This window comes from Campylobacterota bacterium (genome assembly GCA_040752835.1).
GTDB lineage: Bacteria > Campylobacterota > Campylobacteria > Campylobacterales > Sulfurimonadaceae > Sulfuricurvum.
Genome location: JBFMGG010000004.1, coordinates 202,153 through 215,105, shown reverse-complemented (window position 1 = coordinate 215,105; position 12,953 = coordinate 202,153). Strand labels below are relative to the sequence as shown.

The following is a 12,953-nucleotide window of genomic DNA, read 5'->3' as shown; positions in this document are numbered from 1 at the left end:
TCGCTTCCGGCCTCCCCGATTGTCGGGGAGTCTTTCCTTTTTCCCCTATTTCGCCATCTCTTTTCCCGCAATCATCCCGCTCGCCCATGCGAAGTGGAAATTGAACCCCCCCCGACGCCCCACGACATCGAGTACTTCTCCCGCAAAATAGAGTCCCTCGACGACTTTCGATTCCATCGTTTTGGGGTTGACCTGCGCGGTGGAGACCCCGCCTCCGCTCACTTCGGCGTGTTTGAAGCCGTGGGTATCGGTCACCTCGAATTTCCACTCGCCTATGAGATGGGCGAGTTTTTTGATCTCTTTGGGGTGAAGTGACGATACGTGAGCGGATAGAGGTATTCCCGCATCATCGAGGAGATAGGTGACGAGCTTGGCGGGGAGCAAGCCGCACAGGGCGTTCTGGACGCTTTGGGCTGGGACTGCGGCAAACAGTTTCTCGATCACGTCGGTGAGTTCACGACGCTCAAAACGGGGGAGAAGGTTGAGCGAAATACTCACGCGCTGTTTGCGGCTGAGGGCGCAGGAACCCCTCTGGCTGACGTCGAGGATTGCCAGCCCCGATATGCCGTAGGGGGTGAAGAGGATGTCTCCCGTGACGCGGACGTCGTTTTTCCCCTCGACGATGAGGGTGACCTCGGCGACGGTTTTGACCCCCGCCATCTTGGGTGGGTGTTTGGAGGCGAGATGGAACTGGACGAGGCTGGGGTAGGCGGGGATAATCTCGTGTCCCAGCGCTTCGGCAAAGTGCTGCCCGTCGGCCGTGGCTCCCAGCTGGGGAGCCGCTTCGGAGCCGGTCGCAATGAGAACTTTGTCATAGGTCGCTTCGGATTTTTCGGTTCGGACCCTAAAATGGGGACCGCTTTTCGTAATTGCGGTCACTTTTGAATCGGTAAGGATGCTCACACCCGCTTCGGTTACGGCGCTTTTGAGGGCGATGAGAACCGATTTGGCCTCGTTGGAGAGGGGGTAGCACCGTCCGTCTTCCTTGACATCGAGGAGGAGCCCCAGCGAAAGGCAGAGTTTTTCGAAATAGCCGAACGAGAGCTGTTTGAGCGCGTAGGTGACGAACGAGGGGTCCTGTCCCGCGTAATCGGCAGCGCCGGCGGAGGTATTGATGATGTTGCAGCGGCCGTTGCCGGATGCGAGGATCTTTTTCCCGACGGAGGCGTTGTGCTCGTAAATTGTAACGGCGGCGCCGGAGCGTGCGGCAAAGAGCGCCGCCATCAGTCCGCTGGCGCCTCCGCCGATAATTGCTATGGTATTCATGGAGCGTATTGTACCACTCTGGGGCAGCGCTTACCCTTCACGCCCGTAGAGTTCGTTAAAGAGCTCCATCGCGTAGCGGTCCGACATCCCGGCGATGTAATCGGCGACCACGCGGTGTTTGTTTCGCACGTCGAGCTGTTTGAGATAATAGGGGGGGAGCATTTTGGGCTCTTCCATCAGCGCTTCGAACACCCCTTTGATCGCCTGTTTGCCCGCAAACATCTTGCGCATGATGTTTTTGTGCTGATAGAGCTCCTGATAAAGGAGCTTTTTGAGTTTTTTGATCTGCGTCTCGAGGGCGGGTTCGAACCCGATCGGGATCGGTTCGGAGGCGGGTATGACAGAGGAGAGGACCCTTGAGTTGTCGATTTTGCCGCGCGAGTGTTCGAGGAGCGAGTAGACGAGGTGGTTGATGAGATGGGAACTGAAACGGTAGCGGAACATTTCATCTTCGTCCTCGTGGACCCCTTCGGCATGGACTTTGTCGAGGATCGTTTGGATCAGTTCGCTGGAGCGGAGGGTATCGAAACCGATGAGTCCGCTGGCGATCCCGTCATCGATGTCATGGCTGATGTAGGCGATTTCGTCGGCACGGTCGACGATCATCGCCTCGATACTGGGATGGGTATCGGGGGCGAACGCGTCGCGGATCGCGTCGGGGAAAAACGGTTTGTTATAGGGGTAGGAGTGCTTGAGGATCCCCTCCAGCGTCGCATAGGTGAGGTTCAAACCCAAAAACGCCTTATAACGCTGTTCGAGTTTGGTAACGACGCGGAAGCTCTGGAAGTTGTGCTCGAACCCGTTGGCAAATCCCCTTTCCTTCAGGCACTCATCGAGGGTATCGCCTCCGATATGCCCGAAGGGGGTGTGTCCCAGATCGTGGGAGAGGGCGATCGCTTCGGCCAGCGATTCGGCCAGCCCCAGATGCGAGGCGATGGAGCGGGCGATCTGGCTCACTTCGATGCTGTGGGTCAGGCGGGTGCGGAAAAAATCCCCCTGCGAGTTCAGAAACACCTGCGTCTTGTATTCGAGGCGGCGGAAACTGCCCGAATGGATGATCCGGTCGCGGTCGCGGGCGTAGGGAGAGCGGAAGTCGTCGCTCATGGAGAAGAAACGTTCGTCGGGTCGCACGATGAGCCTTTTTGGGGAAAGTGTGCTAATTATAAGATTTTTTACACAAAATTAACACTTCTTTTTTACAATGACGGTTCGATTCTCCTTCGAAAAGTTATAGCGGGAACGTCGGTAACGGCGCCTCCCCTAGGCTTTGTCTTTTCTTTCTACACCCTTTTTAAGCTAAATCGGATATAATTTCAATCTTCCAATAGACAGGTGGCCGAGTGGTCGAAGGCGCACGCCTGGAACGCGTGTGTAGGGCAACCTACCGAGAGTTCGAATCTCTTCCTGTCTGCCATAATCTTTTAACTTCCCTCTTTTCACCACTTCCGGAACCAAAATCTTTTACAACGGTATCTTTTTCTTGGGTATTAAACCGCCACATCCACTTCGAAAACGCCGTAGGTACCTGCTGTTTCGCCTAATGCGACGGAAGCTTTTTTGTACTGCGCCACGGTTGTATCGGCGTCGCTTTTGAACGCGTAATCGATCGATGCCGTTTTGAGGCTGATCGCACCGATTCCCGCTTCTTGGAGCGAGAGGAGATTTTCGCCCTCCTCGTTTACCATCCATATGCGCAGCTGTTTGAACACCGCGTCACCCGAATCGATCCATCCGTTGCCGTCGTCGTCGTGGGCGGCGAGCTCCATGAACCCTTCCCCCGTGCGGGGGCCGAAGAGTTCGCTTCCCTGTGTGATTTTCCCGTCGCGGTCGTTATCGAGGGCGAGGTAGCCCGCGCGTCCGGAGAGGTAAGGGAGGCTTTGACCCTCTTTGCCCGTCAGGTTGAAGGCAAACGCGTTGGAAGAGAGCGGCTGTGAACCGTCGAACGAAATGACGAGGGGATCGGTCAGAATCTTGCCGTCCTGGATCCGCAGGCGTACCGATTCGGAAAAACTTTGGGTCCATTCGATGGAAAGGGAGAACTCCCGGACGGTGCCGTCTTCGAGAACGGCTTTCCCCTCTGCCGAAAAGCTCATGCGGTTGAGTTCTTGCATCTGGTACTGGTATTCGAGAATCGGGGAATTACTCGGAACGCTGCCCGTTCCGGCCGAGCCGACCGCCGAACCCGCCGTCGCGTTAGGGCGGAAAGCGGCTAACGTGATCTTCTGCCCCGTTAGCGCTTCGAGCATGAGTGCCATCATCCGGTATTTGGGATCGACCCCTTCGAGCGGATCGTCGCCGGAGGATTCGCACACTGCTTCGACCCCTTTGGAAACGGCTGCGGAAGGGGAACTGAGGGACAATGTTTCCTGTTCGCTGCGATAGTGCAGGGACGACGCGCTGAGGCTGAGGCTTTGGGCTGCGATCTGCATGGCTGGACTCCCGTTTGGTATAACACTATATCGGCAAAACGGGAAAAAAGATAACCCCCAAACGGGGGAAGCGTTAGAAGAGCGTTAGGAGCGCGGCGGCGGTAAAGGTGCCGATCGAGATCAGAAAATAGGTGATGGCCAACCGGAAGAGGGCTACATTGCCAAGGAACAGTACGAGAAGCGCTTTGGCCAGCGAATTGGCGAGGATCGCGATGAGGATCGCGATGTGGGCGGTCGAGGGGTGGAGGGTCGATTTGGCCAGCGATGAGAGGGAGAGGATGATCGCGTCGACGTCGGCGATCCCCGAAACGGCGGCGACCGCGTAAACCCCCATGTTCCCGACGTACTGGTCGGCCAGCTTGATGAGCGCCAGCGTGATCCCGAAGATGAGCCCCATCATCAGCGCCTCTTTGAGGCTGAAGGGGTTTTTGAACTTGATGTCCTGGGGGATGTTTTCGTGGCGGGAGGTAAAATACAAAAAGGCGATGTAACCGTACCCCGCGACCGACCCCAGGGCGATGGGAAGGAGGAAGGGGAGGGTGAGCGCGGGGTTGATTACCCACATCTCGATTCCAGCGCGGATCAGCATCATCGACGAGGCCAGCGCGATGCCGATGGCGAGGTTTTTGCTCAGGAAGCCGTTTTCATTGACCCTGCGGGCCATGCTCATCGCCACGGCCGTCGAGGAGACGAGGCCGCCGAAGAGCCCCGCGACGCCGATTCCGTGGGTCGTTCCGAAAAAGCGGATCGCGATGTAGCCGAAAAAGGAGATTCCCGCCACCAGAACGACCATGATCCAGATGAGGTAGGGGTTGATCAACCCCATCGGGCCGATCGGCTCGTCGGGGAGGATCGGCAGGATGACGAAGGTCATCACCATAAACATGATGGCTGCGCCGAGGTCTTGTTTGGTGAGGGTTTGTTCGTATTCGCGGATCTTGTCTTTGAGGTTCAGGACAAAAAGGACGAGGATGGCGATGAAGACGGGGAAGATGGGAAGGGTGAAATAGAGCATCGCACCCACGAGGAAGGTGACGAGGGCGGCGAACTCCGTGGTGGAACCTTTTTCCGAGGCGGAGATGTTGTTGACGACGTAGGCGGCGACGAGCAGCAACCCCATCAGCCCGGCGGCGACGAGGAAAAAATAGGGGAAATAGGCGCTCGCCCAGGCCGAGAGGTATCCAAAGAGCGAAATCATCGAAAAGGTTCTTGCCCCGCCGAAATCCTGGGTTTTGTTCGAATAGATCGTATGCATTTCGCGCTGAAGCCCGACGAGAAACCCGAGCACCAGCGAAAGGCCGCTGTTTTGGATGAATAACGAATCGATTTCCATGGTACCCCTCCGCCGTTCTTTCTCTAACGATTATAGCGCAGATGGGGCGATAAAAGCGAAAGGCCGGGGGACCGCTATTCGAACGTAAACCGTTGTCCGTGGGCGAGAGTGTGGCGGTAGAGGGAAAGTGCTTTGAGCAGGTTGTAGAGCAGCACGCCGAACATCGCCGAGCCGAACAGCCCCGCGGCGGCCAATGCCTCGCCCGACACGCTGCCGGACAGCAGCGCGAGGGCCGTGAGGGAGAACAGGGTGAAGAGGAGTTTGGAACGGGAGGCGGGGATGACGTTGGACATGATCGGTGCGTCCATGAATCCGGCCGAATTGAGGTGGAACCATACCAGGAAGGGGACGATTTTGTTCATCATCCCCAGAATGACCGCGAGGACGAAGAGGGCATACGAGAGCAGCGCAAAGGTTTCCAGGGACGGCGCGGGGATGAACAGGGACACCGCATGGGCGAGCGATGCGAGGAGCAGCAGGGCCATCCCCGCATTCCAAAACCGGACGCTCACGTCGCTAACACGCCGTTTGCGCTCCGACAGCCGTTTGAGGGTCGTTACGGCAAAGCCGACCAGCCAGGCGGCGATGACGAGGTCGGCCACCCAGCCGTAGGGCCATCCCGCAAACGCAAAGGCGATTTTGAAAACCAGGGCGGCCGAGAGTACCCTAAAGGCGTTGCGTTTGCACCATCGGCTGTAGGGGGCGGTGACGAAAAACATCTCGATGACCTGAAACGCCACCGCGATAACGAGGGCGGCGGCCCATCCGATCAGCCCCAGCGAGTAGTGGGACGTGCGGATCGCTTCGTGGTAAAACCCGAACGACCCGGAGGCGTACGACGACGCCATCACGATCCCCAGCAGAGCCGTGAACGTCAGGGCAATCAGGGAGAGGCGCATCCCCCGCAGCGTATCGTGGGTGACCCCCCCGAACAGCAGCGGCAGGACCAGGTTGGCCGTATAAACGATCGCGGCTCCCAGCAGGACCGACGCAAGGGTGAAGAGGACCGGTTGTGACAGCAGAAACCCCGTTGCGAGCGAGAGGGTTCCGATCGTCAAAAACGTGTGGATGATCAGGGCGTTGCCCGCCGGTGCGGGGATCGGTTTCCCCCCCAGGACACTCTGCATCTGGAACAGCGCGCCGATCATGCTCATGCTCATTACCCCCAAAAACATCAGGTGGATCGCGGAGAGCGAATAAGGGTGCAGCGGGGTGAGGACTTCGCGCGGTGCGAAAAATACGAGTGCGCACAGGGCGATTCCGAAAAAAGGAACGGTAAGGAAAAAGCGGAGCACCACCGAGATCGGCGGCGCCTGGTCGAGCGAAAGGCCGTTATACACGGTATACCTCCAAATCCAGGGTGGGACTGCGGGTGATGTAGATGTGCCACACGTTTTCCGCATCCAAATAGGAGAGATAGCGCCCCCCGTTGCGCGTGATGATCTCAAACAGCGGGATCGGCTCGCGGCGGTGGATCATGTGGATCACCTCGTCCCCGGCGAGGCGGCGGAACGCGCCGACGGCCATCTCCAGCGGGATCGGGTGGTCGTACTCGCGGGTGTCGAGGAGGATCATGCCATCTCTTTGAGCTTGACGATCATCTCCTCGGCATCGGTGCCGAGCGAGCGGTCGATCATCGGGTAGAGCATCTGCTCTTCTTTCATGTTGTGCTGCTGGAGCATGATCATCATCGATTCGCCGATGCCGAAAAAATCGTCGATACGGTTTTCGGCGAGGGCGAGGCGCATCGATTCGAGGAGGCTGCGCAGCTGCTGATGCTCGTAGCGCATCATCTGCGTCGGGCCGCCCATCATCCCCGTCCGTTTTTCGAAAGCGAGGAAAAGCTCTTTTTCCTCCATGTCGAAATGGTGCAGGGTGGAGTGCTCGAACGCGGCGAACGCGGTGCGCGCTTTTTCGGGGTCTTTGGCCAGCAGGGCCGATTCGGCCTCGGCGTAGTGGTGGTCGCATGCACGGTGGTCGTCGCGCATGAAAGAAAGAATGCTCATAAGTCTCTCCTGAGGATCAAATGACGACAGTATAGATCGGACGTCGGCGAATAAACTTGACCGAAGTCAAGAATTATTTTTTGAGGGGCTTGTTGTGGGGGAGAAAATCGCGGAAATCTTTGATGTACACGGCGTTGATCCCCTGCCCCAGTTCGTGGACGTCGGCATCGAGCCGCAGCCAGCGGTTGAGCTGGTACTGTACGAGGATGCTGGAGAGGGTGTCGTTTTTGTAGAGGACGCGGAGGTTTTTGTTGATCCGCGCACCCACCTCGAAGCCCATTCCCCCTTCCTGGGTAGTGAGGATGTTCATCGTATCGATCTGGAGTTTGGTCGTACTGTTGATGAGCCCTTTGAGTCCCGCCCCGAGCATGAAGTTGGTCGCGTCCGCACGGACCGATGAGGTCCCCGAATCGCTCCCCGCGACGGTGTTGGCGGGGGAACCGAAGAGGATGTAGCTCATGATGTCGTTTTGGCTCATCACCGGATCGGAGGTGAAGAGGAAAATCGGCGAATCGAGGGTATGGGTGACGTAGATGACGATTTTTTTGTAATCGACTTCATGACCGATGGTGAGGTTGAGGTAGGGGTTGAGGGGGACGTCGCCTCCGAAATAGATTTCGGAGTGGTGGATATCGAACCGTTTCCCCGCGCTCGTGGCGGTTCCCGAGGGGATCGTCATCATCCCCAGTATCTGCATCGGTCCCAGCGGATCGCGCCAGAGGGTGATGTCGGGGATCAATCGCAGGTTGAGTTCCTTGGTCTGGAGTTTGAGCGGTTCTTGGGAAGTGATGCGGACGTTCATCGAAAGCCGCGTGTGCGAAGGGGGACGGACGTCCTGGACGATGATGATGTCGTCGTCGAGAACTTTGAACTGCTGCAGCGGCAGGTAGGAGATCGTTCCGTCCAGAATTGTTACATTTCCGTAAAGCTGCTGTTCCCCCGCGCGGTCGCGGAGAAAGGTGATGTCGGCCGCGGCATGGGCGTTCCCCTCGGGGCCTTCGTAGGCGAACCGGTCGGAGAAGAGGCGCAGTGACGTCCCTTTTTCGTCCGAAACCGCCCCCTGCAGCAAGAGGGTGTCGTAGATCCAGAAATCATCGACGAGGAGATCGCCCGAGGGGGTAAGGCGCAGATGCGAGGTCCGTTTCGAGGTGATCGGGTGGTCGGCGATTTCGAAACGGTAGGCGGGGATCGTGAGGTTCCCCTCGCGGTAATGCAGGTCGATCGAGCCGTTGGTCCCCCCGAAAGAGTGCTGGGTATCGAGGACGGCCGCATACCACGGTACCTGGACGTTCGCGTCGATTTCGACCGTATCGGTGATCGTGACGCGTGCCCGGGCGCGGATCTCGGCATCGTAGTATTCCCCCTTGTGGAGTTCGATGGGGCGGAACGACGAAACGGTTGCAAATGCCGAGGGGATGAGGGTTTTGATATCCAGCACGCTTTTGCCAGGAGCCAGTGACCCCTCGACGTCGAAATAGGCCCCGGAGTAGTTGCCCGATCCTTTGAGCCGGCCGTCGCCGAGCGATGCGGAAAATGCGACCGATTCCCCCTGAAAATGGAGATGCGAGACGTTGTGCTCGTGGGTGAGGGAGAGGTTCAGCCGTGACGGCGGTTTGCGGCTCCACTCCCGCCACATCGGCGCATCGGGGGGGAGGATGAGGGAACCTTCAAGGGCGTGGACCCCCTCGCGGGTCGAGAACTCCCCCTCGAAGCGAAGGTGGCTGTGCTCGGCGGACAGGCTCCCCGAAAGGGTGTCGGTGCTGAGGGTATAGTTTCCGCGGGCCTGCATCCCCAGCGGCGACGTGCGGGCGAATTCGGGGAGGGCGGGGAGAAAGGCGAGGTCCTGGTGGCGGCTTTCGAGTTCCCAGGCAAAACGGTCGTAATCGGCACTGAAGAGGTGCAGGGTGCTCCCGTCGAGCGTGACCGAAGCGTCGAACCCCCTGGCATCGTCCCGGAGTGATCCGTGCAGCGTGTTCGAGGGGAGATGGCGGCTCGAGGCGATGCGTCCGGAAAATTCGCTCGTCGTCATTCCGTCGAACGCATAGCGCAGGTGCTGGCGGGTTTGCATCGTCTCCTCCCCCCGGCGCAGCAGGTAGGAGGCGTCGACGTCGAAGCGTTCGTCGTCGTAGCGGCAGCGAAAATCGAACGCGAATCTCTCGGCGCTGAGGGTCGGATCGGGCTTGAGGGCAAGGCGGTCGATCTTTCCTTTGAGGTGCGCGCGCGTGTCGGAGAGTTCGACGATTTGCAGCCCTATGGTGCGGGGGAGATCGGTAAAACGGCCGCTGTAGGGGGCCAGGGCGGCGGCGTTGGGATACAGGAGCGCCTCCCCCGAAATCGCGTTGTCCCGAAGGGTCCCGTGTAGGGCCCCGTCGGCGTAGCGGGAGCGGAACGCGGCGCGGAAGGTTTTAAAGTTGAGCATTTCGCCATCGTAGCTCCCCTGGACCCCGTCGATGTCGAGTTCGATGGGGTAGGTGCCGATGAGCTGAAGGTTATGAATCGCGACGTGTTTGAGGCGAAACGTCGGGAACGGCCAGGGGGTGTCGCTTCCGTCGGCGAAATCGTCGAGGTGGAGCCGCAGCCCGTCGATCCGTACCGATTCGACGGTGTGGTCCCCTTCGAGCATTTTGACGAGGCTGTAGCGCAGGGTGAGGGTTTTGGCTTCCATCCGCTCCGCGCGGACGCCGTGGAGGGTAAACCCTTCCATCAGGGAGCCCTCGGCACGGGTGTAGTGGATCCCCAGCGGTTCGAGAAGGTAGGTGCGTACGATCTCGAGACCGTCGGGGCGGAAGGCGACGTAGAGCGCCCCCGCAATGACAAAAACACTAAGGAGAAGGAGAAAATGAAGAATTAGGTACAGCCGTCTGAATAAGGTTTTCAGCCGTCTGGACCGGGGCCGGTGATGATCTTCGTTCAACGGTGTTTGCATCCGCATATTATGCCCAAACTTACCATTAAACCTGATCCCGCGGCTACGGAGGAGAAACGTCTCCGCGGGGGAAATCGGTCAGCTTCCGAAAATGTCGCGCATCATCCCTTTGTACCATTCGTGCGTGGTTTTTCCCAGCTCGGGGGAACGGGTGTTGTTTTCGGTCATTTTCGGCTTGATCACTTTGATATCGTTGCCGTTGATGTCTTTGTCATCCATCATCGAGAAGGTGACGCCGATCGAGATCGCTTCTTTGTCATTGACCATCGAATAACAGATGTTTTGAGGGAGAGTCACTTCTTTGAGCGTCGGACGCCCCGCAATCAGTGAAGCGATATGGGACGCGACGATATGTCCCTGGCCGTTGGCGATCGCACCGCTTTTGGGGTAGGGATAGCCGCCGACGGCATCCCCGATGACGAAGACCCTCGGGTCCGCTTTGCTCTGGAACGTGGGCGATTCCATCATCCCCCATCCCGCTTTACCCGTTGAAACACCGGCCATCGCGACAATTTCGGACGCTTTGTTGGTCGGCATCAGATTTGCCGCAGCGTAGGGGATGCGTACCTCTTCGGTGCGGTCGTCTGCAAGGGTGACCGTGACGATGACCTCTTTTTTATCCAGATCGACGGTTTTGACCAGCGAATTGGAACGATATTCGACGATGTCGGGGTAAAGTTCCTTGTATGCCGCGAGAAAACCGGGTCCTTTCGGAGCAGGCTTGGCTTTGGGATCAAGGAGGATCACTTTGCCCTGGATGCCGTTTTTCTTCAGGTAGTGGGCCACCATCGCGGCACGCTCGTACGGTGCCGGAGGGCAGCGGTAGGGGCCGTCGGGGACGGAAATGACGAAATTGCCCCCTTCGAACTCCTCCAGCATCTTTTTAAGGGCGACGTGCTCGCTCCCGGGCATGAGCGCCGGCGGGCACTCCTGGCGGCACCGCTCGGCGGCAAGGGTGTCTTTGCCGAACCATTTGGTGTAATCGTACGCGATTCCGGGCGAGAGAAGGAGATAATCGTAGCCGATCTTGCCGGTCGTCGTCGACACGGTGCGGGTTTCACGGTCGATATCGGTGACGGTGGTCTGGAACATTTTGTATCCGAACGCCTGTGCGGCGGTGTAGTAATCGCGGGTCAGGAAATCCATTCCCACTTCGCCGCTGAGCCATTCGTTGCTTATCGGGCACGACATGAAAAGATCCCGTTTTTCGAGGACCACCACTTCGGCCTCGGGGGATTCTTTTTTGATGTAGCGGGCTGCGGTGAGGCCGCCCCAGCCGCCGCCGACGATGACGACCCGTTTGCCGCCGGGTTTGGGCAGGAGCTCGGTCGCGGCGGCAGGATTTTCGGCCGCCGAAGCCGATGTCGCGGAGATGCCTCCAAGAGCCAGCGCCGCGGCGCCGATTCCGGAAGCTTTGAGCATATCGCGTCGAGAGAGTTTCATGGCCGCTCCTTAAAAACTCAGGTTGGCGATCAGACGGGTGTGCGCCTGTTCGTAGTTGCGGGTACCGTTGTCACGCTGTTCGTGGAACAGACGGAACCACAACCCTTTGACCGAAGGGACGGCGTAGTGGAGGATATAATCCTGTACTTCGGTCGTTTCGTTCCGGACGGTGCTGATGGTTCCGGCGGTACTGCCCGTGGTTCCGGTCCATGTCTGCACGTCGGTGTCGTAACGGGCATGGTTGACGATGAATTTGAGCCCCGGTACCCCGAGGGACGCAAAGCTGTATTCGGCACCGAGTTTGTACGCGTCGGTGTCGGCACGGTATTCGTTACGGGCGAAAATCATGCTGGTATAGGCGGGATCGCCCTGCCAAGCGTTCATCACGTGACCGTCCTCGTTTCGGTTGTAGGCGGCGGAGAAACTGAAGTCTCCGACGTCGGCTTTGGCCTGAACCCCCCACAACGTGGCGTCGATCTGACCGTCCGAACTGATTTTCGTTTTGTAAATGGAGGAAGCCGTCAGCGTGTTGACGCTGCGAAGTTTTTTGAGTTCGTTCCCCCCGGCGGAAGTGGCGAAGTTCCCGACGTCGTCTTGTTTGAGGATTTGGGCCCCGAGGGTTACTTTGGCCGGACCGGCATTGATTTTGTATTCGGCATCGGCGTAAATCGTGTTGTACATCTCGTGCGCATAGTAATCCCAGACGCGGGCTTTGAGACCTCCTTTGGCGTACTCGATTCCCAACGCGGTGACCCCGGACGTATCGAGTTTGTTGGCTCCGAGGGTCGCATCCGACATATCCAGGAAGGACCCTTTACCCGAACCCGGGGTAATCACGCCCGTCGTACCGTTGACCGAGGGGCTGACAAGCCCGTATCCCGCACCCGAGGTGATTTGATAGGCGGCGTCGCCGATCAGCCCCGCATCGGTGGCGGCACGCGTACCGAACTGCATTTTGGTGATATGGGCCGCGGTAACCGTGAAATCGGGGATTTCCTTGATCGTCGCGACCGTTCCCTCGAAGAGTTGAGGGATGATCGTGACGGCGTTGTCGGTCATCGGGGTTTTAAACTCCTGACGGCCGTAGGTGATGTCGGTGTTGGAGAGACGGTAGCTTGCGTAGGCTTCGCCGAGCGTCGAATAGCTGTCCATCGCGTCGCCCAAAAGCCCCTGGGCTACCTGATTATAGCCGTCACGGGTTTTGTAGTCCCATTTGGTCAGTCCGGTGTCGTGGGTCGTGTACATCGCCGCGCCGAAGCGAAGGCCGTGCAGCGCTCCCGTCTGGTATTTGAGCTTGCCTCCGATGGCGCTGCCGGTGGCGGCTACGGTATCGGAAAAAGCGGGTTCAATGTGGTGAATCCGGACGTAACCGCCGAATTTCCCCTCTTTCATCATTTCGTTGAGATCTTCCGCCCCCATTAGCTGGGTGGCGAGGATCGCGGAAAGGGACAGGATCGCATTTCGTTTCATCTCGTGTGATACTCCTTCGATAAGTTTTAAACGCTCCAATCGTACTGGTGCCAGATGAAAAAATCATGAAAATGTGATTT

General features: G+C 58.4%; 10 protein-coding genes and 1 tRNA gene. 1 reads left to right on the top strand and 10 read right to left on the bottom strand.

Annotated features, from left to right (window positions below; translation table 11 throughout):
- Window positions 1–45 precede the first annotated feature (45 nt).
- Both AB1763_02950 and AB1763_02945 read right to left on the bottom strand, forming a co-directional pair.
- Window positions 46–1,266, bottom strand: coding sequence for an NAD(P)/FAD-dependent oxidoreductase (locus AB1763_02950; protein ID MEW5831777.1), 1,221 nt, complete (start codon window positions 1,264–1,266; stop codon window positions 46–48).
- Window positions 1,267–1,296: 30 nt separating this feature from the next.
- Window positions 1,297–2,397: a deoxyguanosinetriphosphate triphosphohydrolase gene (locus AB1763_02945; protein MEW5831776.1), complete on the bottom strand. Its 1,101-nt coding sequence runs from the start codon at window positions 2,395–2,397 to the stop codon at window positions 1,297–1,299.
- 195 nt (window positions 2,398–2,592) lie between these two features.
- Here AB1763_02945 and AB1763_02940 point away from each other — a divergent pair.
- A tRNA-Ser gene (locus AB1763_02940) sits at window positions 2,593–2,680 on the top strand.
- Window positions 2,681–2,753: 73 nt separating this feature from the next.
- On the opposite strand, the gene AB1763_02935 is transcribed toward AB1763_02940, so the two are convergent.
- The 8 genes from AB1763_02935 to AB1763_02900 form a co-directional block, all read right to left on the bottom strand.
- Window positions 2,754–3,695 carry a hypothetical protein gene (locus AB1763_02935; GenBank protein MEW5831775.1) on the bottom strand — a complete coding sequence of 314 codons (942 nt, stop codon included), beginning with the start codon at window positions 3,693–3,695 and terminating at the stop codon, window positions 2,754–2,756.
- Window positions 3,696–3,768: 73 nt separating this feature from the next.
- Window positions 3,769–5,028 (bottom strand): MgtC/SapB family protein, encoded by a 1,260-nt coding sequence (locus tag AB1763_02930; protein ID MEW5831774.1) that lies wholly within the window; start codon window positions 5,026–5,028, stop codon window positions 3,769–3,771.
- 74 nt (window positions 5,029–5,102) lie between these two features.
- Window positions 5,103–6,368 (bottom strand): hypothetical protein, encoded by a 1,266-nt coding sequence (locus tag AB1763_02925; GenBank protein MEW5831773.1) that lies wholly within the window; start codon window positions 6,366–6,368, stop codon window positions 5,103–5,105.
- Window positions 6,361–6,603 carry a DUF2249 domain-containing protein gene (locus AB1763_02920; GenBank protein ID MEW5831772.1) on the bottom strand — a complete coding sequence of 81 codons (243 nt, stop codon included), beginning with the start codon at window positions 6,601–6,603 and terminating at the stop codon, window positions 6,361–6,363. The genes AB1763_02925 and AB1763_02920 overlap by 8 nt, the downstream gene beginning before the upstream one ends.
- A complete protein-coding gene (locus AB1763_02915) occupies window positions 6,600–7,034 on the bottom strand; it encodes a hemerythrin domain-containing protein (protein MEW5831771.1) in 435 nt (144 codons plus the stop codon). The genes AB1763_02920 and AB1763_02915 overlap by 4 nt, the downstream gene beginning before the upstream one ends.
- A 73-nt stretch (window positions 7,035–7,107) precedes the next feature.
- Entirely contained in the window at window positions 7,108–9,960 is a 2,853-nt protein-coding gene (locus tag AB1763_02910; GenBank protein ID MEW5831770.1) for a translocation/assembly module TamB domain-containing protein, read from the bottom strand.
- A 78-nt stretch (window positions 9,961–10,038) separates the two neighbouring features.
- Complete coding sequence (locus AB1763_02905) at window positions 10,039–11,403, bottom strand: FAD-dependent oxidoreductase (protein ID MEW5831769.1); 1,365 nt, start codon at window positions 11,401–11,403, stop codon at window positions 10,039–10,041.
- A gap of 9 nt (window positions 11,404–11,412) precedes the next feature.
- Window positions 11,413–12,873, bottom strand: coding sequence for an OprD family outer membrane porin (locus AB1763_02900; protein ID MEW5831768.1), 1,461 nt, complete (start codon window positions 12,871–12,873; stop codon window positions 11,413–11,415).
- Window positions 12,874–12,953: the final 80 nt, after the last annotated feature.

Coding starts and splice junctions, on each gene's coding strand:
- AB1763_02950 (MEW5831777.1), bottom strand. CDS start 1,266: ATGAATACCATAGCAATTATCGGCGGAGGCGCCAGCGGACTGATGGCG.
- AB1763_02930 (MEW5831774.1), bottom strand. CDS start 5,028: ATGGAAATCGATTCGTTATTCATCCAAAACAGCGGCCTTTCGCTGGTG.
- AB1763_02900 (MEW5831768.1), bottom strand. CDS start 12,873: ATGAAACGAAATGCGATCCTGTCCCTTTCCGCGATCCTCGCCACCCAG.
- AB1763_02920 (MEW5831772.1), bottom strand. CDS start 6,603: ATGATCCTCCTCGACACCCGCGAGTACGACCACCCGATCCCGCTGGAG.
- AB1763_02910 (MEW5831770.1), bottom strand. CDS start 9,960: ATGCAAACACCGTTGAACGAAGATCATCACCGGCCCCGGTCCAGACGG.
- AB1763_02915 (MEW5831771.1), bottom strand. CDS start 7,034: ATGAGCATTCTTTCTTTCATGCGCGACGACCACCGTGCATGCGACCAC.
- AB1763_02905 (MEW5831769.1), bottom strand. CDS start 11,403: ATGAAACTCTCTCGACGCGATATGCTCAAAGCTTCCGGAATCGGCGCC.
- AB1763_02935 (MEW5831775.1), bottom strand. CDS start 3,695: ATGCAGATCGCAGCCCAAAGCCTCAGCCTCAGCGCGTCGTCCCTGCAC.